The 25,012-nt window shown below is 69.6% G+C and carries 21 protein-coding genes and 1 other RNA gene; 10 read left to right on the top strand and 12 right to left on the bottom strand.

Annotated features, from left to right (window positions below; translation table 11 throughout):
* Window positions 1–5 precede the first annotated feature (5 nt).
* Window positions 6–674 (bottom strand): TetR/AcrR family transcriptional regulator, encoded by a 669-nt coding sequence (locus ETD83_RS02340; RefSeq protein WP_138643370.1) that lies wholly within the window; start codon window positions 672–674, stop codon window positions 6–8.
* 154 nt (window positions 675–828) lie between these two features.
* Here ETD83_RS02340 and ETD83_RS02335 point away from each other — a divergent pair, with 154 nt between their 5' ends.
* The 5 genes from ETD83_RS02335 (at window position 829) to ETD83_RS02315 (ending at window position 4,906) form a co-directional block, all read left to right on the top strand.
* On the top strand, window positions 829–1,251 hold the full coding sequence (locus tag ETD83_RS02335; protein WP_138643369.1) for a Dabb family protein: 423 nt from the start codon (window positions 829–831) through the stop codon (window positions 1,249–1,251).
* Window positions 1,252–1,303: 52 nt separating this feature from the next.
* Entirely contained in the window at window positions 1,304–2,869 is a 1,566-nt protein-coding gene (locus tag ETD83_RS02330) for an MFS transporter (RefSeq protein WP_205717448.1), read from the top strand.
* Window positions 2,870–3,004: 135 nt separating this feature from the next.
* Window positions 3,005–3,451: an acyl-CoA dehydrogenase family protein gene (locus ETD83_RS02325; RefSeq protein ID WP_230420629.1), complete on the top strand. Its 447-nt coding sequence runs from the start codon at window positions 3,005–3,007 to the stop codon at window positions 3,449–3,451.
* A 6-nt stretch (window positions 3,452–3,457) separates the two neighbouring features.
* A complete protein-coding gene (locus tag ETD83_RS46265; protein WP_138643391.1) occupies window positions 3,458–3,784 on the top strand; it encodes a flavin reductase family protein in 327 nt (108 codons plus the stop codon).
* A gap of 543 nt (window positions 3,785–4,327) precedes the next feature.
* A complete protein-coding gene (locus tag ETD83_RS02315) occupies window positions 4,328–4,906 on the top strand; it encodes a dihydrofolate reductase family protein (protein ID WP_138643367.1) in 579 nt (192 codons plus the stop codon).
* On the opposite strand, the gene ETD83_RS02310 is transcribed toward ETD83_RS02315, so the two are convergent.
* On the bottom strand, window positions 4,888–5,598 hold the full coding sequence (locus tag ETD83_RS02310) for a helix-turn-helix domain-containing protein (protein WP_138643366.1): 711 nt from the start codon (window positions 5,596–5,598) through the stop codon (window positions 4,888–4,890). The two genes, ETD83_RS02315 and ETD83_RS02310, sit on opposite strands and share 19 nt — an antisense overlap.
* A gap of 176 nt (window positions 5,599–5,774) precedes the next feature.
* Window positions 5,775–6,593, bottom strand: a complete 819-nt coding sequence (locus ETD83_RS02305; RefSeq protein ID WP_138643365.1) for a class I SAM-dependent methyltransferase — start codon at window positions 6,591–6,593, stop codon at window positions 5,775–5,777.
* A 249-nt stretch (window positions 6,594–6,842) separates the two neighbouring features.
* Here ETD83_RS02305 and ETD83_RS02300 point away from each other — a divergent pair, with 249 nt between their 5' ends.
* Together ETD83_RS02300 and ETD83_RS02295 are read left to right on the top strand one after the other, a co-directional pair.
* Complete coding sequence (locus tag ETD83_RS02300; protein ID WP_138643364.1) at window positions 6,843–7,508, top strand: SMODS-associated NUDIX domain-containing protein; 666 nt, start codon at window positions 6,843–6,845, stop codon at window positions 7,506–7,508.
* Window positions 7,505–8,965, top strand: coding sequence for a hypothetical protein (locus ETD83_RS02295; RefSeq protein WP_138643363.1), 1,461 nt, complete (start codon window positions 7,505–7,507; stop codon window positions 8,963–8,965). The genes ETD83_RS02300 and ETD83_RS02295 overlap by 4 nt, the downstream gene beginning before the upstream one ends.
* Window positions 8,966–8,991: 26 nt before the next feature.
* Here ETD83_RS02295 and ETD83_RS02290 read toward each other — a convergent pair whose 3' ends face one another.
* From ETD83_RS02290 to ftsE, 7 genes are all read right to left on the bottom strand, one after another.
* On the bottom strand, window positions 8,992–9,186 hold the full coding sequence (locus tag ETD83_RS02290) for a hypothetical protein (RefSeq protein ID WP_138643362.1): 195 nt from the start codon (window positions 9,184–9,186) through the stop codon (window positions 8,992–8,994).
* 302 nt (window positions 9,187–9,488) lie between these two features.
* Window positions 9,489–9,861, bottom strand: a transfer-messenger RNA (tmRNA) gene (gene ssrA, locus ETD83_RS02285).
* Window positions 9,862–10,164: 303 nt separating this feature from the next.
* Complete coding sequence (locus ETD83_RS02280; RefSeq protein ID WP_138643361.1) at window positions 10,165–12,123, bottom strand: penicillin-binding transpeptidase domain-containing protein; 1,959 nt, start codon at window positions 12,121–12,123, stop codon at window positions 10,165–10,167.
* 9 nt (window positions 12,124–12,132) lie between these two features.
* Window positions 12,133–12,630: an SsrA-binding protein SmpB gene (smpB, locus tag ETD83_RS02275; RefSeq protein ID WP_138643360.1), complete on the bottom strand. Its 498-nt coding sequence runs from the start codon at window positions 12,628–12,630 to the stop codon at window positions 12,133–12,135.
* A gap of 4 nt (window positions 12,631–12,634) precedes the next feature.
* On the bottom strand, window positions 12,635–13,834 hold the full coding sequence (locus ETD83_RS02270; RefSeq protein WP_230420627.1) for a S41 family peptidase: 1,200 nt from the start codon (window positions 13,832–13,834) through the stop codon (window positions 12,635–12,637).
* 177 nt (window positions 13,835–14,011) lie between these two features.
* On the bottom strand, window positions 14,012–14,917 hold the full coding sequence (gene ftsX / locus ETD83_RS02265) for a permease-like cell division protein FtsX (protein WP_138643358.1): 906 nt from the start codon (window positions 14,915–14,917) through the stop codon (window positions 14,012–14,014).
* A 169-nt stretch (window positions 14,918–15,086) separates the two neighbouring features.
* Window positions 15,087–15,776, bottom strand: coding sequence for a cell division ATP-binding protein FtsE (ftsE, locus tag ETD83_RS02260; RefSeq protein WP_138643357.1), 690 nt, complete (start codon window positions 15,774–15,776; stop codon window positions 15,087–15,089).
* A 436-nt stretch (window positions 15,777–16,212) separates the two neighbouring features.
* Between ftsE and ETD83_RS02255 the strand changes: the two genes are divergently transcribed.
* Window positions 16,213–16,398 (top strand): hypothetical protein, encoded by a 186-nt coding sequence (locus ETD83_RS02255; RefSeq protein WP_138643356.1) that lies wholly within the window; start codon window positions 16,213–16,215, stop codon window positions 16,396–16,398.
* A 76-nt stretch (window positions 16,399–16,474) separates the two neighbouring features.
* Here the strand turns inward: ETD83_RS02255 and ETD83_RS02250 are convergent, their stop codons facing one another.
* Complete coding sequence (locus ETD83_RS02250; RefSeq protein WP_138643355.1) at window positions 16,475–17,602, bottom strand: hypothetical protein; 1,128 nt, start codon at window positions 17,600–17,602, stop codon at window positions 16,475–16,477.
* Window positions 17,603–17,726: 124 nt separating this feature from the next.
* Between ETD83_RS02250 and prfB the strand changes: the two genes are divergently transcribed.
* Complete coding sequence (prfB, locus tag ETD83_RS02245; protein ID WP_138643354.1) at window positions 17,727–18,842, top strand: peptide chain release factor 2; 1,116 nt, start codon at window positions 17,727–17,729, stop codon at window positions 18,840–18,842.
* Between the two features lie 133 nt (window positions 18,843–18,975).
* Entirely contained in the window at window positions 18,976–19,968 is a 993-nt protein-coding gene (locus ETD83_RS02240; RefSeq protein ID WP_138643353.1) for a hypothetical protein, read from the top strand.
* Between the two features lie 71 nt (window positions 19,969–20,039).
* Here the strand turns inward: ETD83_RS02240 and ETD83_RS02235 are convergent, their stop codons facing one another.
* Window positions 20,040–24,881 carry an NAD-glutamate dehydrogenase gene (locus tag ETD83_RS02235; protein ID WP_138643352.1) on the bottom strand — a complete coding sequence of 1,614 codons (4,842 nt, stop codon included), beginning with the start codon at window positions 24,879–24,881 and terminating at the stop codon, window positions 20,040–20,042.
* Window positions 24,882–25,012: the final 131 nt, after the last annotated feature.

The raw sequence follows: 25,012 nt of genomic DNA, 5'->3' as shown, positions 1-25,012 counted from the left end.
TCGGCTCAGTCCTCCGTCGAGGCGGGGCTGTCGGACTGTTGCGATGCCGGGGGCCGGGCTCGGGCGGCGGTGAGGACGAAGTCGGCTGTTTTTTCGAGGAAGGCGTCGTCGAGCGGTCGGCCGAGCATGAGCAGGTGGAAGTAGAGCGGCCCGGAAAGCATCTCCAGCAGGAAGTCGGGGTCGCTGCCGGCGGGAAGCTCGCCGCGTTCGATGGCGCGTACGAAGATCGCTCCGGAGGTCCGGAAACGCGCCGGCCAGAATTTGTCGAGGAGTTCGTACAGGTCGGCGTTGTCGGGGGTGCGCAGCCCGGTCTCGCGTATCAGCGCGGCGATCCAGGGGGTGTGGAGCCCGAGCCTGATCTCCTTGAGCAGTTCGATGAGGTCGCCGCGCAGGCTGCCGGTGTCCGCCGGTGGGACGAGGTCGCCGCGGCGTTCGATGAGGGCGGTGGACACCAGGCCGGTCTTGGTGCCCCAGCGGCGGTAGATGGTGCTCTTGTTGACGCCGGCGCGTTCGGCCACCGCGTCGATGCGCAGCGCGGCGTAGCCGACTTCGCCGAGTTCGGCGATGGTCGCGTCGATGACCGCCTCGCGCACGCGGGCCGTCCTGCCGCCCGGCCGGGCCTGGGCAGCGTCGGCATGCAGGTGCTGGACGTCGTTGAGCGGATCTCCGGGCATCCAGGCAGGGTAGAGCGCCACCGCACCTAGAAGCAACTCGATGGCGCATTAACGGGACGCTAACGCGTCGAGGCGTTGCGTTTAGGCGCACAGGCGGTTAGAGTCCTTAACGCAACCAACCGTCGCATCAAGGTCTCTGTGGAGGAGAACCGCCATGATCTATCACCAGATCCGGATCGCCATGAAGCCCGACGCCCCCGCCGACAAGGTCGAGCACGCGCTCGAGCTGTTGCGCAGGATGGGCCGCGAGCTGGACGTCATCGAGTTCTTCCTGGTCGGCCGCGACATAGGCGGCGAGTTCCACTACGGCGCCATGTACGCGCTCAAGGACGTCGACGCCTACCGCGCCTACATGTACGCGCCGCTGCACCGCGAGATCGACGCGTTCGGCCTGCCGCTCGTCGCCAACATGATCTCCCAGGACCTGACCGACGATCCCGACCCCGAGATCGGCGACAAGATCGCCAAGGTGCACAGCGACCGGTTCTCCGACCACCCCGAACTGCTCGATCTCGTCCAGGACCTCGGCTCTTACCAGGGCAGCGGCGTCCCGGACGAAGGTTCGGCGACCACGTGAGCCGGTCCCACGCCCGAACTCGAGGACGGCCATGAGACCGGCGAACCCCCGCGTGACCTTCCTAGTCCTGGCCGCGGGCAGTGGCGCCTTCGCGATGCTGCAATCCCTGGTCACCCCGGTCCTGCCGACGATCCAGGCGCAGCTGCACACCTCGCAGAGCACCGTCACCTGGGTGATGACCGCGAACCTGCTGTCGGCCGCGGTCTTCACCCCGATCCTGGGCCGGGCCGGCGACGCCTTCGGCAAACGGCGCGCCCTGGTCGCCGTCCTGGTCGTGCTGGCCGCCGGGTGCCTGCTGGCCGCGCTCGCGCCCAACATCGGCGTCCTGCTCGCCGCCCGCGCCGTGCAGGGCGCGGCCGGCGCGGTCTTCCCCCTGTCCTACGGGATCATCCGTGACCGGTTCCCGCGCGAGCGCGTCGCCGTCGGCGTCGGCGGCATCTCCGCCGTCATCGCCGCCGGCGGCGGTGTGGGCATCGTGCTCGCCGGCCCGATCGTCCAGGCCCTGGGCTACGCCTGGCTGTTCTGGCTCCCGATGATCCTCGCCGGACTGGCCGCGCTGGCCGCGTACCTGCTCATCCCGTCCTCGACGACGTCGCAGGCCGCCCATTTCAGCTGGCCGGCCGCGGTCCTGCTGTCGGCCTGGCTGGTCAGCCTCCTGCTGGCCGTCAGCAAGGGCCCCGAATGGGGCTGGACCTCACCCGCCGTCCTCGGCCTGCTCCTCGCCGCCGTGACGATCCTGGCCGTATGGATCGTCACGGAACTGCGATCGGCGCACCCGCTGATCGACATGCGCATGATGCGGCTGACCCCGGTCTGGACGACCAACCTGGTCGCCCTGCTGTTCGGCGCGGGCCAGTTCGCACTGTTCGCCTTCCTGCCGCAGTTCGTCCAGACTCCCGCGGGCGCGGGTTACGGATTCGGCTCCACCGTCACCGAGGCGGGCCTGCTCCTGCTGCCGATGCTCGTCACCATGTTCGTGGCCGGACTCGTCAGCGGGCCCATCGAGCGGGCCGTCAGCTCCAAACTCCAGCTGGCCGCCGGCTCGGCGCTCAGCCTGACGGCCTTCGCCGCGCTCGCCCTCACCCACTCCGCGCAATGGCAGGTCGCCGCGGCGGCCGCGCTGTCCGGCGCCGGCCTCGGCCTGGCGATGTCATCGATGGCCAACCTGATCGTCACCAGCGTCCCCGCCGACCAGACCGGCGCCGCCAGCGGCATGAACGCCAACATCCGCACCATCGGCGGCGCGATCGGAACGGCCATCGTGGGCAGCATCATCACCGCCGCCCCGCAACCCACCGGCCTCCCCCGCGAATCCGGCTACACCTCTGCCTTCCTCCTGCTCGCCGCGATCTCCACCGCGGCCGTGGCCGCCGCGCTCCTCATCCCTTCCAGCCGCCGCACCACCCACCCCGGCCAGGCCCCGACCCCGGGAAGCCACCAGTCGTCTCAAACCCGGTCTCCTGAACCGGTGGCCGGAGCCGGCGGTGTCTTGTCGCGAGCGTGCCGGGCGCGGTCTGGACGACACCACCCTTGCCATCGGACGCGATCCCGGGCAGATACGGGTCCGGGGTGCCCGTATCGCAGCACGGGCATGACGTGCAGCTTTATGGCCATGTAGGCGGATCTGGGAGCCACGCCCCCGCGGACCGCTATGACGTCGCCGGTATATGAGCCACGCGAAACGGTATTGGCCGTCGCGTCGCGGCCGCCAGATGATTCTCGTCAACCACCCCGATCCGATGCGGAGCGATCCATGAGCCATCAGGTGCTTGACGCCGTCCACGAACTGCTGCCGAGCCTGCGCGAGCGCGCGCAGGAGACCGAGGACGCGCGCGTGGTGCCTGAAGCCTCCATCAAGGCGCTGCGCGAGAGCGGCTTCTTCCGGCTGCTACAGCCAGCGAACTACGGAGGCTACGAATGCGACCCGGTGACCTTCTACACCGCGGTCCGCTCGGTCGCCAGCGCCTGCGGGTCGACCGGCTGGGTCGCCTCCGTTCTCGGCGCCCACCAGTGGCACCTCGCGACCTTCCCCGCGCAGGCCCAGGAGGACACTTGGGGGCAGGATCCCAGCACGCTGGTCTCCTCCGCCTACGCTCCCGTCGGACGCGCGAGCATCGTCGAGGGCGGATACCGGCTGTCGGCAAGTGGAGCTTCTCCTCGGGCGTCGACCATGCGGGCGCCGCCATCCTCGGCGGGTTGATCCTCGGTGAGGACGGCGCACCCGCCGACTGGGCGGCCTTCCTGCTGCCCGCTGACGACTACACCGTGCGCGACGTCTGGCACACCGTCGGGTTGCGCGGCACGGGAAGCAACGACGTGGACGTCCGCCTGGGCGGACTGCACGGTGCATGCCGTCCACGACGGCGGCGACCACCACATCGTCATAGGCCGCGTGGACGACCTGACCGCCGGCACCGGAGAGCGTCCGCTGCTGTTCTACCGCGGCGGCTACACGGTCACCGAACCCCCTTCCGCACCCGCCCACGCCCAGCCGCACTTCCTCACCTGGGCAGACCCCGGCGAGTGGTACTGACCACCGTCCCGACTACCTGAGACCGCGATGGACGGACGATCCTGGCGGTCGGCCCCCTCGGCCCAAGACGTCGGACGCTCGAGCCCCTCACACTCACCCCCAGGCCAGAACGAGAACGGCGGATCACGCTCATCGCAGAGAAGGAGAGCGCTACAGAAGATCCTGCCTGCGGCGCGGGCTGGTCCGAGGGGCGCCACCGCGGAGACCGATTCAATGGCCCGGCCCTTGGGCGCGCGGCGTCGGGGGTGGACGCATGGGCGCAGGCCGTCCACGCCTCCGTCGACGGCCACGGCCGTACCGGTCACCGGCGAGGCGAGGCAGGTGATCGCGGACGATGTCGCCGGGTGAAGTTTTCAGGTGCATGGAGGCACCCTGCTACTTCGTTGGGCGGCCGGACGTGCAGACGGCTCGCCCGAGCGCGAGCCGGCTGTGGCGCTTTTGTGGTACGCGTGCTGAACACGCTGTCGTTTCCGTCCAAGACGGCCCCGCGTCCGCGATCTATTGTGAACCCGGCAGCTCGCCCGATCACGAGGAGTAAGCGCTATGCGTGACCTGGTCTACACCGGTTTCATGTCGCTCGACGGTGTTGTGGACTCACCCGGCGGAGGGCCTGGGGAGGAGCACCGCAGCGGCGGCTGGGTGTTCAAGGACCTCGAGTTCGTCCCAGAGGCCTGGTCGCTGAAGGGCGAGGAACTCGCCGACACGACGGCGCTGATGTTCGGCCGCCGCAGCTACGAGGCGTTCGCTCCGATCTGGCCCGGCTCGGAGGACCACGCCGGCTACAAGGAACTGCCCAAGTACGTGGTGTCGTCCACGCTGCCCGACGACGCTCTTGTCGACGGGTGGGGGCCGACGACGATCCTGCGCTCGACCGAGGACGTCGCCGCGCTCAAGGAGGGCGAGGGCGGTGCGATCTTCATTCACGGGAGCGCGGAACTGGCCCGGCGGCTGTCGGACGCGGGCCTGATCGACCAGTACAACCTGCTCGTCTTCCCCGTACTGCTCGGTGCCGGGAAGAGCCTGTTCGGGCGGGCCGACCGCGACAAGCAGATGCTGACGCTCCGGGAGTCGGAGAGCTACCCGAACGGGATCCTGAAGCTGGTCTATGACCTCAAGCGCTGATCCAGGTCGAGGCCGATCGCGCCGACGGCGCCCCCGCGCAGCTGCCCGACGGTCCGTCCGACGTAGGAGCGCAGCGCCCGGGCCAAGTGCGGCTCGTCGAAGTAGTCGAGCTTGGCGACGACGGCGGCGGCCGGATCACCGGCCGCCAGCAACCCCGCCGCCGCGCGGGCCCGCTCGATCTGCCGGATGGCGCCCCGTGTCAGCCCGGTCGCGGCGCGGAACCGGCGTTCAACCGTGCGCCCCGAGACGTCCGGGCGGTGACCCCGCAGCACCTCGGCGACGAGCGGGTCACCGAGCACGATCCCGGCCCGGACGAGACGCTCGACCAGGGCCTCGGCGTCGTCGGGGCCGGGCGTCTCCCAGCGCGCGCCGTCCAGCCGGAACGTCCGGCGCGTGGTGTCGGGGAGCTCGAGGCCCGCGTCGACCAGCGCCGACGTGGGCACGGCCCGCAACGAGGTGCCCACCGCGAACTCGATGCCTGTGAAGGTCGCGCCCTCCGGCACCGGCGCCGTGCCAGTCCTGGTCTCGGGACCGGTGACGCTCGCGTACGCCCGGCCGTCCTGCTGCCAGAACACGAGCCCCCAGCGAACCCCTGCCACCGACGTCATCTCCGTGACCTGCTCGCTCGTGCAGGTCCAGACGGCGTCGACCCACCGCGAGTCGGACTGGCGGGTACCGAAGCGCAGTTCCACGGACGAAGGATACGCCGCATCGGGCACCACGCCGTGCCGGACGAACCAGCGCCATCCGGTCACGGTGGACGAGCACACCGCCACCGACCCCGCCCATCCTGGAGCCAACCCCTGCGGGAGCGCCGCTCCACGGCAGGTGAGGGCGTTGTGCGCATGGGGGATGGGTCTGTCGTGGTCTATTCCTTGACTGCTTGGAGGGTGTAGCTGGCGGCCAGGCGTTCGGGGTGGCGGGTCAGGCGCCATTCGCCGGTCTCGTCCATGGCCATCTGTCCGGGCAGGGCCTGCCAGGGGACGCTGTCGTGCTCGGTCAGGCCGGTCACCCGCATCCCGGCCGCGAGCAGCGCGGTGATGGTCTCGCCGAGGCCGTGGTTCCATTCGTGGGTGAGCCCGTGGGTGAACTCGGTCTCGGTTTCCACGTAGGTTCCGGGCTCGTCGAAGATCACCGGCTCGGTGGTTTCGAAGTAGGGGTAACGCAGGCAGGGCGGGCTTGTGGTCTCGTCCAGTGCGAACAGCATGGGGTGGCCCTCGCGGATGAACAGGCGGCCGCCCGGTCGCAGCAGCTCGGCGACGACGCGGGCCCATCGCGCCACGTCCGGCAGCCAGATCAGGGCACCGATCCCGGTGTAGACCAGATCGAAACCCTCGCGGCCGAAGACCTCGACGGCGTCATAGAGCTCGGCCTGGCGGAAGTCGATGGTGCTTCCCGTGCCGGCGGCCAGCCGCCGCGCCTGGTACAGCGCGGCCGAGGAGAAATCCAGGCCGCTCATCGTGGCGCCCAATCGCGCCAGGGATACGGTGTCGGTGCCGATGTGGCATTGCAGGTGCACGGCACGCAGCCCGATCAGATCGCCCAGGCGGGGGCGGTCGAACCGGACGACGCCACTGAGGTGCCCGGGGTCGTTGATGAACCGATCGAATTCGTAGTCGGGGGAATCGGCATGTGCCGGGGCCCGCTCGTCCCAGTTGGCCCTATTGATCGTCACGTAGTCGTCCACACCAGCACTGTGCCAGCGCACCGCCCCCACACCCAGCCAATATCCGCCTGCCCCGCACACACCCACCCGCGGCAGAAGAGTGTGGTCGTGGCTGTGCCGGCATCCCGGCGGTGGTGATTCTCATGTTCTGGAACATGGCACTGGTTGACGATGGTGTATGGCACACACCGGCCGCCTTCACCGAGACCGGTGACACATTTTCCCCGCGCGGGCCGGGCGACAATGGCGGAGGCGAGGAGAGAAGAGGCCATGCGCGCACGGGAAGTAAGGATCTCCTTTTCGGCTCTGGTTCGCATCCGAGATGACGACCGCCATGTTCTGCTGCACTCTCCCAGCCGTCCCGGTGTGTTCAACCCGCCGGGCGGGGTGTACAAACACTTCGGCCCTGCGGCCCGGCTCCTGGAGAGCTGGGGCTTTCGGCCCGACAGACCCGAGCCGCTGGCCAACGATCTCCATCATGACCTGCGTGGCTTCCTTCCCGGGAAATCGATTCCGGCCTTCGAACGCTGGTTCCTCAGCGGCGCCTATCGAGAGAGCGCGACGGAGTGTCTGCGCAGGGAACTGGCCGAAGAGCTCAACGAGGTGGAACTTCCGCATCTCGTACCCCATGTCCGGCGTCTCACTTTCAGCCACCTACGAACGACCACGACTGGGCCCGAACCGGTGGCAGGCAAGGACTACCTGCAGTTGCGCAGATTCGAGGTCCATGACCTGTGCGTCGGCGATGCCGCCGCACACCAGCTGAGGATCGAACTGGTCAGGGCGGGGGCGGACGTGTCCGTGCCGTTGGTCATCTGCGCGACCTCGGCCGAGATTCGCGACGGCAGACACCGCAGGGCGCTGATCGGCGGGCATGCCGGATTCCTGTCCGGCGACCGACGCTATCTGCCGGACCTTCCCATGATCCGGGAATGAGCGCGGCGTCGATGGACTCCGAACCGGCGGCGAGCGTCGAACTCACGACCGCCGGTGGAAAGCTGCCCATGTCCAAGGCGGCCTATGTCGCGACCATTCGCCTGGCCCTCCCCACGGCGTATCCGCTTACCGAGCAGGAGGGCAGGGTCGATCCCTCCGTATTGGGCGGCCACGAACTGGTGGGATTGCGGGTGGCATTCGAGGTGGTGGAAAAGCGGCGGCCCGTGATCATCGCCGTCTACCTTAGGACGTCGTTCGAGGACGACCGCGTGATGGTCCTGGACCTGGAGACAGCCTCTCCCCGTCAGTCCGCCGAGGCGCCGGAGGTGACAGTCTCCTTCGACGGACTCTCCACTGCCGCGGCGGGAACGCAGTTCGAATCGGAACGGGGTGTGCACGGCGGCCACATGGTACTCGCGGTGCTGGCCGTTCCTGCCGACCTGCCCGATCTTCGCGGTTCACTGCGAGCCGATGCGACGGTCCGTCAGAACCGGTGGTCTATCGCGCACGTGAGCGCGGGTGAACCCCAGCCCTTCGTCGCATCTCTGCCTCCAGGACGATCCGGGCCGCGTCCCAATGTGTCGCACGATGTGGGTATGGCGGTGCCGAGCCGGCCTTGGGCCGCTGGACCGGGCGCCCGATCACAGACGAAGTCGGGGGTGAGGCTGTGCCTGGCCGCCGACATCGAACGCTTCAGCCGACTTCGACTGACCGAGGCCATCCGTGCGCAGCGACGGTTCGTCGACCTACTGGCCCGCGCCCGACACAATGCCGGGGTCGACGTCCCGGACAACCAGGTTCAAGCGTCCGGAGACGGGCAGTTCGTGGTCCTGCCCCCGGACATCGACGAGACGGTCGTCATCCCACGGCTGGTCACCGAGCTCCGAAAGGCATTGGTCGAGAGCAACATCGACTTGAGCGAGCACGCTCGACTCCGCATCCGGGTCTCCCTGCACCGCGGACATGTGAGCAACGGCGCGAACGGCTGGGTCGGCGATTCCACCATCGCGGTCCACCGTCTCCTCGACTCCACTCCACTGCCAGACACTCGCCGCGCACCCGGCCTCGGACTTCGTGCTGATCGTTCCCGACGTTCTCTACAGGGACGTCATCCTGCACTGCGGGGACGCACTGGACGCCGAGTCGTTTCAGCGCACGGAGGTGATGATCCCCGAGAAGGGCTTCACCGAACTCGCCTGGATTCACGTACCCCAGCCGGTCAGCGAAGTGCGAGTGGAGCCGTCGCCAGGGTCAGGCGCGCCAGAGGAAGGAGCGACCGGCGAGTGATTCGGCGCCAGCGCGCAGAAGGAACACGGCGTCACAAAAGCCGGGCGCGCCTGCCGGGCAACCGCTCGTCGGCCCAGGCGATCTGCTGGTCGTCGCTCCGCTGGTCAACGAACGTTCGGCACTCCACCACGAGGCCGCCGTCAGGTCAAGCGCCGTTGGCAGACCGGTGACGGGCGGCGGGGCGCGGCGCGGACGATCAGTCGTCGTCGCCGCCGTCATTGTCTTCGTCATCGCCGCCGTCGTCATCGTCCCCCGCTGCGCAGCCGGCCGTGATGGCCATGGTCGAACTGACGGCCACGAGGGTGGCGACGGCGGGAACGGACGTCGGCATCAGGGTCATGACGACGGCGAACAGGCCCTTGAAGAACGCTTGCAGCAGCTTGGGCAGCATGGTGACCCCTCCTTGGCGATAGCGATCCAAGGGTAGAGAGTCGCCTGGACGGTTCGCCGTCCAGTGCGTGGATAACGTGTGGCTCGAAGTGGACACCCGACGACCTCAAGGAATACAGCCCGAGGGGCGGGAGGGGCTCCGCCGCTTCCAGCAGCGTGTGTTCGCCGCGTCGGCTGTGGTGCCCTTCGGGCTGAACGTCGTCGAGAACCTCGCGCGCGCCATCGGGGTCGAGTTCGTAGAGGAACGGTGGCGTGCGCGCGGAAGCCGCCGGTCAGATGTGTTCTGGCCGGCGGCTTCGCGGGTGGTGGAGGTGGCGGGAATCGAACCCGCGTCCTTCGGTGATGGGCTAGGGCTTCTCCGGGTGCAGCCTGCTTGGCGTTTTCTCAGTCCCGGCGCTCACGCAGGCGTGTCGCCGACGGACTCAGTCGCTGTTGGGTTTCCCTACCGGCCCCGCGACCGGGCTGGTAGGTGGAGTCTCCTTACGATGCCAGGTCCCGGGGCGGAGACTCACCCGGGCTGACAGAGTTCGCTACTCGCTCAGGCGGCGAGAGCGAACTCGGACTGCTTCGTGTTGGCAGTTATTGGTTTGCTGTCACAGGATTTACGAGGTCACGACAGCAACCCTCGACCCGCTTCCCCTGGCTCGAACGACCGAAGTCGAAGCCGGTCACCCCCATGTTCAGTTGTCAAACGGGCGTCCGGGGACGTCCGCATGATGACGTTACAAGGATAACGCGTGAACGGGCAACGTGATTCCCGGCGGCCGTGAACCCCGGTGAGCGCGAACTGGTCGCGCCCACCGGGGTCGACCGGCAGGGTCGGGCCGGTCCGGACGACAGAGCCTCCCCCGAGACGAGGCTCTGGTCTCATCACGGCGACTGAGCCCGCAACCCCCCAAGCGGTGTCTCAGTCACCCGTAAAGACGCTCGGGAGCGGTGGGTTAGTTGCGCCTGATGCTTAAAGGGATGACAAAGTCGTCTACCCCGCGCCGCGAGCTGTGCCGGTCAGGAACCTGGCGGCGAGCTGGGGGGTGTTGACGCGGCCCTCGACGGCGATGGCGAAGGCGCGGTCGCCGATGGAGCCGACGAACCAGGAGACGGTCCTGGTGGCGCCGTCCCGCTGGTAGGTGGCGAGCGCGGCGACGCCGACGACGTCGCCGGAGACGCGGGCGCCGCGGGCGTTGCCGAACTTGGCGTTGCGGCCGAGGAGCTTCTTGAGGCTGGAGATGGACTCGGGCCGCAGGTTCTGCGGCGCGGGCGCCTGGACGGTCTTGGGGATGTCCGAGAGGACGTACGGCGGCTTCCAGGTGCCGTTCTGCGCGGCGGCGGCGACGAGGGCCATGGCCAGGGGGCTCACCTCGACCTTGCCCTCGCCGACCATGGCGGCCGCCTTCTCGCCCTCGTCGGCGGGGGTCGGGACAGAGCCGGTGAACGCCGGGACCATCAGGCCCCAGTTCTGGCCCAGGCCGAGCTGGCCCGCTTCCTTGACGAGGGTCTGCGCGTCCAGCTTGCTGCCCAGCTGCGCGAGGGTCGTCTTGCAGGACGTGGCGAAGTGGGTGGAGAACGGGCCGTCAGGGCGGGCCTTGTTGACGAACGTCTGGTTGCCGACGGTCACCTTGCCGGGGCAGGTCGTCTTCGTGGACTGGTTCATCCCGGCCTGGGAGAACAGCGCCTCGGCGGAGACGATCCCGAACGTCAGACCGGGCGGGTAGTGGCCCTCGAACGCGAGGTTCTGGCCGTTCGTCCCATGGTTGGAGACGGCCAGGACCTCGCCGGTGCTCGGACGTACCGCCACCATGGACGCGGGATAGGTCAGCCCGTTGAGGGCGAAGTCGGCGCGGCGCTGGAAGCCAGGGTCGAGCGTGGTGCGGACGGCCTGCGGGTCTTGGCCGGGCCAGGAACGCAGCTCCTCGGTGTTCTCGCCGGTCTCGTCCTGCGCCACGACCCGGACGGTGGGCGTCCCGGCGAGGCGGCGCTGCTGGAGGAGCTGGATGCCGCTGACGCCGATGGTGTCGCCCGGCTGGTAGGGGGCGCCGACCTGCTGGAGGCGGTCGGCGGTGGCGGGGCCGAGGCCGCCGATCAGCTCGGGCGCGTACGCGGGCGCGATGGGGGCCTTGACGGCCTGGAACCGGATGCCCGGGACGCGGTTGAGCCGCTGGATCAGCTTGCTGTGCGTCGGGACCTGGAGTGTGAGGAGCGGCAGGAACTCCTGCGGCGGTGCGGACTGGACGCGGCCGAGCAGGCGTTCGGCGTCCAGCCGGCGGCCACCGTCGATCTTCGTCTGCTTGGCGAGCAGGTCGAGGGTCTTCTGCGGATCGGCGAGCTGCCCGGGGTACACGCCGACCATGAAGGCGTCGACCGCCTGCAGCACGGAGCGGCCCTGCGTGTCGGTGATGGGGGCGCGCTTCGGCACCTCCGTCACCACGGCGAGCCGCTGCCCGGGCTTCAGCTTCGTGTGGACGATGGACGGGCTCCAGACCACCTTCCACTTGCCGCCGATCCGGCGCAGGTGCATCAGCCCGGGGTACTCCCACGGCTGGCCGTTCTCCCCGAGGTCGATCTTCACGGTGAAGCGCGCGTCGGCCTCGTCGCCCTTCTTGACGATCTGGTCGACGTCGCTGCCCTTGACCTGGGTGCCGAGGGACAGCCGCAGGGACGCGGCGTCCAGCTGCTGCCGGACGCGGCTGAGCGCGTCCTCGACCTGCCGCTTGTCGATGCCGACGGTCCGGCCTGCGGCCGCCTCGTAGTTGCCGACCTGCCAGGCGATCAGGAAGTCGCGGACGGCGGGCATAGCCGACGGCTCGGCCCAGCATCCCGTCGTCAGGGACGCGACGAGGGCGGCGCAGACCGCGAGGGACGCCCCCTGACGCCGGCGCGTCCGCGCGCCCCGCACAGCCCGCGTGCCCCGCGGAAGCCGCCTCCGGCCACGGTTGGTCATCGGCACCCTTCACCGTCTCCTGAACTGGGCCGCCGCCGCCTTCTGCATCTCCCGCTCGGCTTCCCGCTTCGCGAGGGCCTGGCGCTTGTCGTACGCCTTCTTACCACGGGCCAGGCCGATCTCGACCTTGGCCCTCCCGTCCTTGAAGTAGAGGGACAGCGGGATCAGCGTCCAGCCGGGCTCCTCCGACTTGGTGATGATCTTCTGTATCTCGCGGCGGTTCAGCAGCAGCTTGCGGCGCCTGCGGGGGGCGTGGTTGGTCCAGGTGCCCTGCGTGTACTCGGGGATGTGGACGTTCTCCAGCCACACCTCCCCGTCCCGCACGTGCGCGTAGCCGTCGGCGAGGGAGGCGCGGCCGGCGCGCAGCGCCTTCACCTCGGTGCCCATCAGCACCATGCCCGCCTCCCACGTGTCGTCGATGTGGTAGTCGTAGCGGGCCCGCTTGTTCTGGGCTATGAGCCTGTGCCCGGCGTCCTTGTCCTTCTTGCGCCCGGTGTCGCGTGCCACGTCCTCAGTCCTCGTCCTTGTGCGGCCCGGCGGTTCCCGGCGGCAGGGCGGCGCGCAGGCCGCGCAGCACCGTCCGGGCTCTCCGCTCGGCCTCCTTGGGGGGACGGTCGGCGGAGACCGCCACGTCGGGTTCGATCCCGACCCCGTCGAGGTTACGGCCGCTCGGGGTGCGGTAGCGACCGACGGTCAGTTCGATCACCGACCCGTCGGCCAGCCGGATGGGCTCCTGCACCGAACCCTTCCCGTATGTACGCGATCCTATGATCACCGCGCGGTCGCGGTCGCGCAGGGACCCCGCGACGATCTCCGCCGCGCTCGCGGTGCCGGCGTCCACCAGGACGACGAGCGGCGTCCCGGCGTCGCCGGGCAGGGTCACCATGCGCCGCTGGACGGGCAGCCCGCGCGGCTCGTACGTCACGACGGGCCCGCCGGACAGGAACGCCGACGCCGTCTCGACGGCCTCGTCCAGCAGCCCGCCCGGGTTGCCGCGCAGGTCGAGCAGGACACCGCCCACGGGACCGCCGGACGGCGACCGTCCGGCCGCCGCGGCGCGGACCCGCTGCCCCGTCCCACGCGTGAAGGAGCCGATCCGGATCATCCGCGCCTGCTCGGGAAGCTCGGTCACGGTGACGTCTCCTGCGGGGACCGGTGTGCGGACGAGGTGGAACCGCATAGTTCTACGGTCGCGTTCGACGGTGAGTTCGACGGGCTCGTCCGGACGTCCGCGCAGCGCCTCGGCTACCCGCTCGACGTCCCAGCCGGCCGCGGACGCGTTCCCGACTCCGGTGATGACGTCGCCGGGCAGCACTCCGGCACGGGCGGCGGCGCCACCGGGCTGGACGCTCGCGACCACCACGCCGGAGCGGGCCGCACGGGCGCCTGGATCGCCGTCCACGCCGCCTAGCCACAGGCCGACGCCGCTGTAGTGGCCGGTCAGGCGTCCTTCGGCATCGTCGAACTCGCGGGCGGAGTAGTACTGCGCCCACCTGTCGCCGAGGCCGCGCAGCATGCCCTCGATGGCGGCGCGGTCGAGTTCGGCGCGTCCGACCGGCCTCTCGGCATGGCCGCCGATCTTCGCGGCGGCCTCGTCGAGGACGGACCCGTCGCCCGCGACGGCGCTGTGCCGCTGCGACCCCGAGCCGCTCACCATCCCCAGCCCGTACGCGCAGAGGATCGCGGTGGCGACGGCGGCACCGCGCAGCAAGCGCCCGGCCGTCCTGACACGGGAGGTTCGCCGGGGCCGCCCTCCCCCGAGCCGTGCGGGCTTTTCCGGGGGGTGTGGGGAATCGTCCCCCCGCAGGAAGCCGGACCGGAACATGCGGCAAGTGTAGGGCGGCGGACCACGCCGGACCCGGCGCTTCAGCCGGATCCGGTCACGCCGTCAGATTCTCAGATATCTGCGCAGCGTGAGGAACGATGCGACGGCACAGAGCAGCACGCCGAAGCAGATCGACAGGACGATGACGGCGACCACCGTGCTCCAGCCGAGCTGGCTGACGAGCTGGACGTCGCCCGCCAATCTGTCGACCAGCAGTGTCTTGCTGAACATGAGCAGGATGGACGCGAACATCCCGCCGATCAGCCCGGCGATCGCACCCTCCAGGATGAACGGCATCTGGATGTAGGTGTTGGACGCGCCGACCAGCCGCATGATGCCCGTCTCCCGGCGCCGGTTGAACGCCGACAGCCGGACGGTGTTGCCGACCAGCATCACCGCCGCGACCACCTGGATCAACGCGATCGTCAGCGCGGCCACCTGCAGGCCGTTCAGGATCCTGAAGAACCGTTTCAGGATCTCCTGTTCGTTGATCACGGTGTCGACGCCCGGTTGCCCGAGCATCGCCTGCGCGACCGCCTTGTACTCCTCGGGATTCTTCAGCTTCACCCGGAACGAGTCGGGAATGTCACCCTCTTTGGTGCTCTCCACGAAGCCGGGCGCGCCCGCGAAGTTGTCCTTGAACCGGGTGTACGCCTGCTGCTTGCTCTCGTACTCGACGTTCGAGACCTGCGGCATCTTCTCCAGCTGCCCCTTGAGGGTCTGCCGCTGCTGCTCGGTGATGTCCTGCTTCTGGCAGGCCTCGTTGGAACTCGTCTTGGCGCACAGGAAGATCGAGACCTCGATCTTGTCGTACCAGAAGCTCTTGGACGCCCGGACCTGCTCCCGCAGGAGCAACCCGGTGCCGAAGAGCGCCATGGCGATGGCGACGGTGATGACGAGGGAGATCGTCATCGTCATGTTCCGGCGGAGACCGATCCAGATCTCCTGGAGAACGAACTGTACGCGCATGCCTCGCTGTCCTTGATCGCCTGTGTCCCGCCGGAAGCCCGGGCCGTCTCCGTACCGTGGAACGCGGCCCGATGCGGGCGGTTCCCACCTGTGGGCCGCGCCCGACGCCGTACTCGGTGTCGTACGACCCGGAAGGAATCGATGGTTCAGATGGAATTGCCGTGGAGGGTCAGTAGGCCTGCCCGTACACGCCGCGGGACTGGTCGCGGACGACGCGCCCGTCCTCCAGCTCGACGACGCGCTTGCGGAACGCGTCGACGATCGCGGCGTCGTGGGTGGCCATCACGACGGTGGTGCCGGTCCGGTTGATACGGTCCAGCACCTTCATGATGCCGATCGAGGTCGCGGGGTCGATGTTCCCCGTCGGCTCGTCCGCCAGCAGGATCATCGGCCGGTTGACGAACGCCCGCGCGATGGCGACGCGCTGCTGCTCGCCGCCGGACAGCTCGTCCGGCATCCGGTGCATCTTGCCCTCAAGGCCGACGAGGTCGACGACCTCGGGGACGACCTTGCCGATGAACCGCCGCGGTTTGCCGATCACCTCGAGGGCGAAAGCGACGTTCTCGAAGACGTTCTTGTTGGGGAGAAGGCGGAAGTCCTGGAAGACGCAGCCGATCCTGCGGCGCAGGTGCGGCACCTTCCAGTTGCTCAGCCTGCTCAGGTCCTTGCCCGCCACGTGCACGTGACCCTGGGAAGGACGCTCCTCCTTCAGGATGAGGCGCAGGAAGGTCGACTTGCCGGAGCCGGACGGCCCCACCAGGAACAGGAACTCGCCCTTCTCGATGGCGACGTTCACGTGCGCCAGGGCGGGCCGGTTCTGGCTCGGGTAGACCTTGGTGACGTTGTCGAAATGGATCACGGCTGCATCACGGCGGTTCAGTCTAGGGGTTGGGGAGCGGCCCGGACCGCGGCCCGCGGGCTGGTCGCCCGCGGTCTCCGGCCTGTGCCGCCCGGCTTCGCGACCGGGTGGGACGCGGAGCCTTCGAGCAGTGTAGAGGGGAGAGTCAACTGTCTCGTCCCACTCGACGTGGTACGAACGCGCAAGGCCGCCCGCATCGCCGGATCATTCCGCTCCCGTCCGGTCAGTGCCATGCGAACCATCTCCCGACGTCCGGTCGTTTCGTACCGTCAAGCTCCCGGACTTGCCGGAACGACCATACAGTCCGGCTAGGCTGGATGATGGAGAAAGATACCTAATAGGTGGACAGACACCCGACGAGCTCGACAGAGACCAGACAGGCCGACGTTTCCCGCCACGGGGTCGGCGTCCCGTTCTCGGAGATTGGGGTCACGACGTGAGCTGCGAACATCTGATCTGCGCTCGGTGCTCGAACCCGGTGGTGGAGGGGCGCTGCGCGACCTGCCGGGAGGCCCGGTCCGAACTGCACCGACACGGCCCGGCCGTGCCGCCCGCCCTCGTCCTGGCGGGGCTCGTCGCGCTGCTCTTCGTCGCGCTCGTCGTCCAGCGGGTCTACGGCTAGGACCTCTCCACAGCGGGCGAGCCCGCCGCACGGCCGGCCCCTGCGGCGCCCGTAGATCCCTCGGCTCCCCGGCTTCCTAGGGTTTCTTGAGCGGCGGAGTGGCGGCCTTGGAGATCGCCCCGTCGTCGGCGATCAGGTGCGCCTTCGCCTGCGGCTCGTCCTTCTCGGCCCGCGCGGGGTCGTACGCCGCGAAATGCAGGGTCGCCGTCGTGGCGACCTCGTTGCCCTCGACGGTCCCGTCGAGCAGGTGCTCCGCCTCCTCCGGGATCTCCGGTTTCGGGGTCTCCGGGTCCTTGGCGACGAGCGAGGTGTTGCGGAACAGCGAATAGATGATCAGGCCGCCGCCGGTCCTCGTCCGCAGCCCGAAGTACGGGAAGGGCGTCGCCGTGTAGACGACCTGCAGCGTGAGGTCCTGCTCCCTGGCCTTCTTCTTGGCCTTCCTCGCCGCCCGGTAGAAGCCCGTGGTGACGGTCCCGGACTTCATCACCTTCGCGGCCACGCTGCGTCCGCCCTCCGCGGCGATCGTCGCCTGGATGCCGCCGACGTCGCGGGGACGGATCAGCACCGACGTGTCGTCGCTGCCCAGCGGGGTCGCGTAACCGTCCTTGTCGATCAAGACCGCCGGTTCCTTCGCCTTCGGCTGCAGAAGGGTCGCGAGCGTCAGTTTCCAGTCGTCGGACGGGCCGCGCAGGATGAACGCCATCAGCGCCCTGCGCTTGCTCTTGGACTCCCCCAGGACGGAACGGTCGACCGACACAAGGAACCATTGCGGGTAGGAGGCGTCCTTCAGCTTCGGGACGTAAAGCTTGGGCTCGCCGTAGACGAAGCGCCGCACCGGGTCGCCGTCGTAGGCGGCCTTACGGAACTCGGCCGCGGTGAGCTGGGACTGGCCGTCGGACGTCCACGACAGCGCCAGCCGCTCGTCGCCGGCGGCCCTGGCCACGTCCTCGTCGGTGACGTAGGTGCGGAACGCGCGCCCGGCGGCCTCCGGCGTCAGCGGGACCGGCTCGGGCGGCGACGTCGTGGGCATGGCGGCGCTCGGCCGCGCCTTCGCCTTGCCCTCGGCGCAGCCCGCGGCCAGCGGCATGACGACGATCATCGCTGCCGCGACCATCCGCGAGAACCTGTGCACAGACCCGTCCCCCGGACCGAACTCCACGGCCCGCCGTCCTCGGCCGGCCTCCTCGGCCCGTGATTCTGCCACCCGCATGATATTGGCCGGACGGGGCGGGCAGGCCATGACCGAGGAGGGAGCCGCGTCCGCCCCAGGTCCGGCCGGGGAGCATCGGACGCCCGACCGGTGCCCGGACGGCGATAAGCTCGAAGGCGTGGCAGCCATCGAACCCGAAGAGCAGCTCAAGGAGCTCGGCTCGACCCTCACCGGCATCGAGCAGGTGCTGGACCTCGACGGCATGCGGCGCGACATCGCCGAGCTGCGCGAGCAGTCGGCCGACCCCGACCTGTGGAACGACCAGGAGCGCGCCCAGACGGTGACGCGCCGCCTGTCGTACCTGGAGAGCGAGCTGGGCAAGGTCGAGGGCCTGCGGCAGCGGCTGGACGACACCGTGACGCTGTACGAGCTCGCCCAGGAGATGGACGACGCCGACACCCGCACGGAGGCCGACGATGAGCTCGCGGGGCTGCACAAGGCGGTCCAGCAGCTCGAGGTCCGCACCCTCATGTCGGGCGAGTACGACGCGCGGGAGGCGCTCGTCACGATCAACGCCCAGGCCGGCGGGGTCGACGCGGCCGACTGGGCCGAGCAGCTCCAGCGCATGTACCTGCGCTGGGCGGAGCGGCACAACTACCCGACCGAGATCTACGAGACGTCCTTCGCCGAAGAGGCGGGGATCAAGTCGACGACGTTCACGGTCAAGGCGCCCTACGCCTACGGGACGCTGCGCGGCGAGCACGGCACGCACCGGCTCGTCCGGATCTCCCCGTTCGACAACCAGGGCCGCCGCCAGACGTCGTTCGCGGGCCTGGACGTCGTCCCGGTGGTCGAGCAGAGCGACCACGTCGACATCGACGAGAACGACCTGCGCATCGACGTGTACCGGTCGTCCGGGCCCGGCGGCCAGGGAGTCAACACCACCGACTCGGCCGTGCGGATCACGCACATCCCGTCCGGCATCGTCGTGTCCTGCCAGAACGAGCGCAGCCAGATCCAGAACAAGGCCACGGCGATGAACGTCCTGCAGGCCAAGCTCCTGGAGCGCAAGCGGCAGGAGGAGGCGGACAAGATGTCCGCGCTGCGCGGCGAGGGCACCAGCAGCTGGGGCACGCAGATCCGCAACTACGTGCTGCACCCGTACCAGATCGTGAAGGACCTGCGCACCGGCATCGAGGTCGGCAACCCCTCGGCGGTGCTGGACGGCGACATCGACGAGTTCATCGAGGCCGAGATCCGCTGGCTCCGGCAGCAGGAGCAGCAGACCGCCTGACCTGGGCGTCCTTCGCCCGCCCACCGGAAAGTTTTGCGCGGCGAGGTTTCGTGTTCACAGAGTGACTGTGTGGTCACTCTGCGAGGATGGCGTGCGGTCCGGATCTCCGTCGCCACTTCGGGGGGCTTTCGCAATGCCCGCACGCACCATCACCGTCGCTTCACTCTTCACGTCCTGCCTGCTCACGGCCGCCATGGGCACCGGCTGCTCGGAAGGCTCGCCATCGTCGGCCGAGGCGGAGAGACGCGCGGCCGCGCCGGCGCTCGACAAGGCGCAGGCCCAGCGGATCCTCGACTCCTACGCCGACGGGGCCAACCGGGTCAGGCGCAAGCTCAACCGCGGGGCCCTGGCCGGCATCGAGGCAGACCCGCAGCTGTCCATGGACGACGCGTCACTCAAGCTCCGCCGCGTCATCAAGCGGCCGCCGCCCGAAGTGAAGTTCTCGAACACGACGTTCTACATCCCGCGGGTGAGCGGATACCCGCACTGGTTCGCGGCCGGCGCCGTCACCGGGCAGGGGAAGCGCTCGATGCGGCACGCGCTGCTGTTCACGCAGGCCAAGCCTGGGGCGCCCTGGCTGCTGACCGCCAACCCCTACCCCACCAGCGACGCGCTCAGCACCGTCGCCCTCGACCCGGACGGCTACGCCACCCCGGTCGAGCCGGACGAGAAGAACGGCCTCGCCACCGCGCCCGGCAAGCTGCCCGAGGCGCACGCCGCGCTCCTCACCGACGGGCCCGGCGCGTCGAAGGCGTCCCTCCTCGCGGACGGGGCGCAGACCAGCGAGACGTACAAGGCGCTGAAGCAGGGCGAGCAGACCCTGGCCGGACGAGGCGTCACGCTCTCGTCCCGCTTCTCCCCCACCAGGTACCGGGTGTTCGCGCTCCGCACCAAGGACCGGGGGGCCCTGGTCTGGTACGTCCTCAAGCAGAACGAGGCGTACTCCTCGTCCAAGCGGGGACAGTTGGCCGTAGGCGGAGACCTTCTCGGTCTCGCCCCGGTCAAGGCCGCCCGGACACGCATGGACACGACCGTCCTCGTGCAGTACCTGGCCGCCGTCCCGCCGAAGGGCCGCGCCACGGTCACCGGGATGTACCGCAAAGCCGTCATCGCGCACGGCACCTGATCTCCGTCGGGTGCCGGGCGGTCCCGCGCTTCTGACCGCTGCAGCGGAACCAGCCCGGCATCCGGCGGTGCCTATTCGGCGGATGGAAGCGAGCTGGCGGTGACCAGGGTGCGGATGGCGCCCAGGGCCACGGAGAGGGTCGCCAGGTCGAAGCTGTCGCTTTCCCAGATCTCGCTGAGGGTCTGCTGGGCGCGCTGGACGGCCGGCTTGTTCTTCTCCGCCCAGTGGACCATGCGCTCCTCCGGGTGTCCGCCCGGCTCGCTGGTGACGAGGACGTCCCTGGTCAGGGCCGCGTGCGCGGTGTACAGGTCGTCACGGAGGGCGGAGCGGGCCATCGAGCGCCACTTGTCGTCGCGGGGCAGCGCGATGATGCGTTCGCGGAGCCGGGACAGCTGGAGGCGGTCGGCCAGGTCGAAGTACGCCTCCGCGACCTCCTCCACCGGGCGGCCCGTGTCGTGCGCGATGCCGACGAGGTCGAAGGTGGAGAAGGCGGGGACGAACGTCGCGCAGCGCTCGGCCAGCCCGTCCGGGACGCCGCGCTGGGCGAAGCCGTCGCGGCGCTGCTCGAACGCGGCGAGGTCCAGCCCCACGAGGAGCTTCGACAGGTGGGTGCTCAGCGCGGCCGCGCTCCCGGCGAAGAAGTCGATCGTCTCGCGGATGTCGAACGGCGGCCGCCGGTTGTGCAGCAGCCAGCGGGCGCCGCGCTCGGTCAGCTTCCGGGCCTCCAGCAGCATCGCGATCTGGGTGGACTCGTCGATCTCGTGGGACAGCGACTCCACCGACCGCCAGAACTTCGGCATCTCGAACACGTCGCGGGCGACGAGGTAGGCGCGGGCGATGTCGGACGACGACGCCCCCGTCTCCTCGTTCATCCGGAACACGAACGTGGAGCCGCTCGCGTTGACCAGGTCGTTCACCACGGCCGTGGTGATGATCTCGCGGCGCAGCGGGTGCCGGTCCATGTAGGGGCGGAACCGCTCGCGCAGCGGGGTCGGGAAGTAGTCGACCAGCCACGACTCCAGATACGGGTCGTCGGCCAGGTCGGACGCGACGAGGTCGTGGTCGAGGGCGAGCTTGGCGTAGGCGAGCAGGACGGAGAACTCGGGGCTGGTGAGCCCGAGGCCCGCCTGCCTGCGCTCGGCCAGGGCCTTGTCGTCCGGGAGGAACTCGATGCGCCGCAGGAGACGGCCCTCGCGTTCGAGTTTGCGCAGGTAGCGGGCGTGGATGTGGAGCATCGCCGGTGCCTGGGCGCGGGCGCCGGCGAGGACGACGTTCTGCGCGTAGTTGTCGCGCAGGACGAGCCGTCCGACCTCGTCGGTCATCTCGTACAGCAGGCCGTCGCGCTGCTTGCCGGTCAGCTCGCCGTCCCGGACGACCTGGTCGAGCAGGATCTTGATGTTGACCTCGTGGTCGGAGGTGTCGACGCCGGCCGAGTTGTCGATGAAGTCGGTGTTGATGAGGCCGCCGGTCCGGGCGAACTCGATCCGGCCGAGCTGGGTGACGCCGAGGTTGCCGCCCTCGCCGACGACGCGGCAGCGCAGCTCGGAGCCGTCGATCCGGACCGGGTCGTTGGCCTTGTCGCCGACGTCGGCGTTGTTCTCGATGGACGACTTCACGTAGGTGCCGATGCCGCCGTTCCACAGCAGGTCGACCGGCGCCTTCAGGATGCTCCTGATCAGCTCGAACGGGGCGAGCGCCTTCACGCCGTCCTCGATGCCGAGCGCGGCCCGCGTCTGCGGGGTCAGCGCGATCGACTTGGCGGTGCGGGGGTACACGCCGCCGCCCTTGGAGATCAGCGCGGCGTCGTAGTCGGCCCAGCTGCTGCGCGGCAGGTCGAACAGCCGGCGGCGCTCGGCGAACGAGGTAGCGGCGTCCGGCTGGGGGTCGATGAAGATGTGCCGGTGGTCGAACGCGGCGACGAGGCGGGTGTGCTCGGAGAGGAGCATGCCGTTGCCGAACACGTCGCCTGACATGTCGCCGATGCCGACGGCGGTGAAGTCCTCGTTCTGGACGTCCGTGCCCAGGGAGCGGAAGTGGTACTTCACCGACTCCCAGGCGCCGCGGGCGGTGATGCCCATGCCCTTGTGGTCGTAGCCGACCGAGCCGCCGGACGCGAACGCGTCACCGAGCCAGAAGCCGTACTCGGCGGCGACGCCGTTGGCGAGGTCGGAGAACGTCGCGGTGCCCTTGTCGGCGGCGACGACCAGGTAGGTGTCGTCGCCGTCGTGCCGGACGACGTTCGGCGGCGGGACGACCTTGCCGTCCACGAGGTTGTCGGTGAGGTCGAGCAGGCCGGAGATGAAGTCCTTGTAGCAGGCGATTCCGGCCTGCTGCCACGCCTCCCGGTCGGCGGACGGGTCGGGCAGCTGCTTGCCGACGAACCCGCCCTTCGCGCCCGCCGGGACGATCACCGTGTTCTTCACGGCCTGCGCCTTGACCAGCCCGAGGATCTCGGTGCGGAAGTCCTCGCGGCGGTCGGACCAACGGAGCCCGCCGCGCGCCACCGTCCCGAACCGCAGGTGCACGCCCTCGACCTTCGGCGAGTACACGAAGACCTCGTACGTGGGACGGGGCTCGGGCAGGTCGGGGATGGCGTGCGGGTCGAACTTCATCGACAGGTACGGTTTGCGCCGGTAGTGGTTGGTGCGCAGGGTCGCCTGGACGAGCGCGAGGTAGGCGCGGAGGATGCGGTCCTCGTCGAGGCTGGCGACGTCGTCCAGCTTGCCCTGGAGCTCCTCGGTGATGCCCGCGCTGCGCTCCTGCTCGCCGCCCTGCAGCGTCGGGTCGAGGCGGCTCTCCCACAGCCGGACGATCAGCCGCGTGATGGACGCGTTCCGCAGCAGCACCTGCTCGATGTAGCGCTTGGAGAACGTCGTGCCCGTCTGCCGCAGGTAGAGCGCGTAGGCGCGCAGGATCATCGCCTGCCACCAGTTCAGCCCGACGTGCAGGACGAGCGCGTTGAACCCGTCGTTCTCGATCTCGCCGCGCCACAGCCGGGTGAACGCGTCCTGGAACGGGCCCTTGATGGACTCCTCGGCGACGCCGGCGGGCGGCTCGTACCGCAGCCCCAGGTCGTAGATCCAGAACCGGTGCCCGTCGGAGGTCCTGATCTCGTACGGCCGCTCGTCGATCACCTCGACACCCATGTTCTGCAGCAGCGGCAGCACCCGCGACAGCGAGATCGGGTCGCCCAGCCGGTAGATCTTGAAGCGGCGCTCGCCCGGCTCGGCGCTGTACGGCTCGTACAGGTTGATGGACGTGTCGGCGACGCCGTCCTTCAGGTCGTCCAGGCGGCGCAGGTCGGCGACGGCGGTGCGGGCGGGGAAGTCGGCCTTGTAGCCCTCGGGGAAGGCGTCCCCGAACCGGCGGACGAGGGTCCGGGCGCGCTCCTCGCCGCACTGCTCGACGATCGCGTCGCCGAGGTCGTCCTCCCAGGAGCGGATGGCGGCGGCGAGCCGCGCCTCCAGCTCGGGCACGTCGACATCGGGCAGCGGACGGCCGCGCTCGCCGCGGACCACCACGTGCAGCCGCGCCAGCATCGACTCGGTCACGTTGGCGCTGTAGTCGACGCTGACGCCGTCGAACGCGTCCTTCAGCAGGTCCTGGACGCGGAGCCGGACCTTGGTGGTGTAGCGGTCGCGCGGCAGGTACACCATGCAGGACATGTAGCGGCCGTACAGGTCCTTGCGCAGGAACAGCTTCAGCTGGCGGCGCTCGCGCAGCCGCAGCACGCCGAGCGAGATCGGCAGCAGGTCGTCGACGGAGATCTGGAACAGCTCGTCGCGCGGGTAGCTCTCCAGTATCTCGATGAGGTCCTGGCCGTCGTAGCTGTCGGCGGTGAAACCGGCGAGCTCAAGCACCTCCTCCAGCTTCCGCTTGAGGACGGGGATGTGCGACAGCGACTCGCTGTAGGCGACGTGCGTGAACAGGCCGAGGAAGCGGCGCTCGCCGATGACCGCGCCGGACTCGTCGAACTTCTTGACGCCGATGTAGTCGAGGTAGAGCGGGCGGTGGACGGTGGAGCGCGAGTTCGCCTTGGTGAGCACCAGCAGGCGCTTCTCCGTCGCCTTCTCTCGGACCTCGGGCGGCAGCGCCGCGAAGCTGTCGGACTCCTGCTTGTCGCTGCGCAGGATGCCGAGGCCGGTGCCCGGCTCGGGCTTGAGCGCGGTGCCGCTCTCGGTGAGCGTGTAGTCGCGGTAGCCGAGGAAGGTGAAGTGCCCGTTCGCCAGCCAGTCGAGCAGCTCGATGCCCTCGGCGAGCTCCTTGTCCGGCAGCGGCGGCGCGGTCTCCTGGATCGCGGCGGCGATCTCACCGGCGCGGGCCCGCATCTTCGGCTCGTCCTCGACGGCGACGCGGACGTCCCCGAGGACGCGGAGCAGGTCCTTCTCCAGTTCGTCCAGGACGGACCGGTCGCTGGTACGGTCCACTTCGATGTGCATCCACGACTCGTCGACGTCGTCGTCGCTGTCGAGCTTGCCGCGGAACGCCTTCAGGTGGCCCGCGACGTCGCGGTCCACGCCCAGCAGCGGGTGGACGATCAGGTGCGTGGCGAGCTGGTGCCGGGTCAGCTCCATCGTGACCGAGTCGACCAGGAACGGCATGTCGTCGGTGACGACCTGCACGATCGTGTGGCCCGGGTCCCAGCCGTACTCCTCCAGCGACGGCGTGAAGACGCGCACCTTCGCGCGTCCCTGGGGCCGCTCCTCGCCGAGCGCGCGGTGCGCCATCGCGGGGCCGCAGATGTCGGCCGGATCCCGATCCAGCAGGTCCTCGCGAGCGACGTGCCGGTAGTACAGCCGGAGGTAGGCGAAGGCCTCCTCCGTGTCACCGCCGCGCGCCCCTGGACGCTGCGCGCACGTCTCAGCCGCCCGCCGGAGCAGGTCGTCCTTCGCTTGATCGAGCATGCCGCTCATCGACTAACTCCCCTAGAGACACTTCGCCACCTCGTTGTGGCGCCGCTCACTGCGCCAGCGTAGCCAGGAATCGCCCCAAAGCCGACCTGCTCCGCGGCAACGTGGACGTGGCTTTGCCCACCCTCCCAGAC

It is taken from the genome of Actinomadura soli (genome assembly GCF_005889715.1).
GTDB classification, from domain to species: Bacteria; Actinomycetota; Actinomycetes; order Streptosporangiales; family Streptosporangiaceae; genus Spirillospora; species Spirillospora soli.
Note: the sequence above shows the minus strand (reverse complement) of the source record. Positions and strands in the feature narration are given on the sequence as shown.

What these genes read in the sequence shown, in the direction of transcription:
- ETD83_RS02340 (WP_138643370.1), bottom strand. Translation starts at nt 674, where the DNA reads ATGCCCGGAGATCCGCTCAACGACGTCCAGCACCTGCATGCCGACGCT.
- ETD83_RS02335 (WP_138643369.1), top strand. Translation starts at nt 829, where the DNA reads ATGATCTATCACCAGATCCGGATCGCCATGAAGCCCGACGCCCCCGCC.
- ETD83_RS02325 (WP_230420629.1), top strand. Translation starts at nt 3,005, where the DNA reads ATGAGCCATCAGGTGCTTGACGCCGTCCACGAACTGCTGCCGAGCCTG.
- ETD83_RS02315 (WP_138643367.1), top strand. Translation starts at nt 4,328, where the DNA reads ATGCGTGACCTGGTCTACACCGGTTTCATGTCGCTCGACGGTGTTGTG.
- ETD83_RS02300 (WP_138643364.1), top strand. Translation starts at nt 6,843, where the DNA reads ATGCGCGCACGGGAAGTAAGGATCTCCTTTTCGGCTCTGGTTCGCATC.
- ETD83_RS02295 (WP_138643363.1), top strand. Translation starts at nt 7,505, where the DNA reads ATGAGCGCGGCGTCGATGGACTCCGAACCGGCGGCGAGCGTCGAACTC.
- ETD83_RS02290 (WP_138643362.1), bottom strand. Translation starts at nt 9,186, where the DNA reads ATGCTGCCCAAGCTGCTGCAAGCGTTCTTCAAGGGCCTGTTCGCCGTC.
- ETD83_RS02280 (WP_138643361.1), bottom strand. Translation starts at nt 12,123, where the DNA reads ATGACCAACCGTGGCCGGAGGCGGCTTCCGCGGGGCACGCGGGCTGTG.
- ftsX (WP_138643358.1), bottom strand. Translation starts at nt 14,917, where the DNA reads ATGCGCGTACAGTTCGTTCTCCAGGAGATCTGGATCGGTCTCCGCCGG.
- ETD83_RS02240 (WP_138643353.1), top strand. Translation starts at nt 18,976, where the DNA reads ATGCCCGCACGCACCATCACCGTCGCTTCACTCTTCACGTCCTGCCTG.
- ETD83_RS02235 (WP_138643352.1), bottom strand. Translation starts at nt 24,881, where the DNA reads ATGAGCGGCATGCTCGATCAAGCGAAGGACGACCTGCTCCGGCGGGCG.